This is a genomic window from Streptomyces sp. SID11385 (assembly GCF_010548245.1).
Lineage (GTDB): Bacteria > Actinomycetota > Actinomycetes > Streptomycetales > Streptomycetaceae > Streptomyces.
Genome location: NZ_JAAGLR010000927.1, coordinates 1 through 321 on the forward strand (window position 1 = coordinate 1; position 321 = coordinate 321).

Consider the following 321-nt stretch of genomic DNA (forward strand, 5'->3'; position numbering starts at 1 on the left):
CGCCGCCCAGCCCCCCGCCGGGCCCACGACGACGACGGGTTCCGGGGCGCCGGGCCGCAGCAGCCCGGCACGCTCCGTACCCGCCCGCAACGCGGCGGCGGCGCGGTCGGCGAGCCCCGTGCGCTCCTCCTCCTCGCGCAGCCCGAGGAGCAACGGCACCCGCCCCTCCACCGGCCGCACCCCGAGCAGCACGGGCACGCCGAGCCCGCTCAACTCCTCGTGCACGGCCCGCACGAGCTGCCCCCAGCCACCGCCCGGCGCGAGCGCGCCCGTCGTCTCGGGAAGCTTCATCACGAGCGGCAGGAGCAGCCCCGTCGCCGG

Annotated in this window: 1 pseudogene; it reads right to left on the bottom strand. The window is 80.1% G+C overall.

From position 1 onward, the window contains the following. A pseudogene (locus G3I42_RS28270) lies at window positions 1-321 on the bottom strand (PucR family transcriptional regulator); the annotation flags it as partial.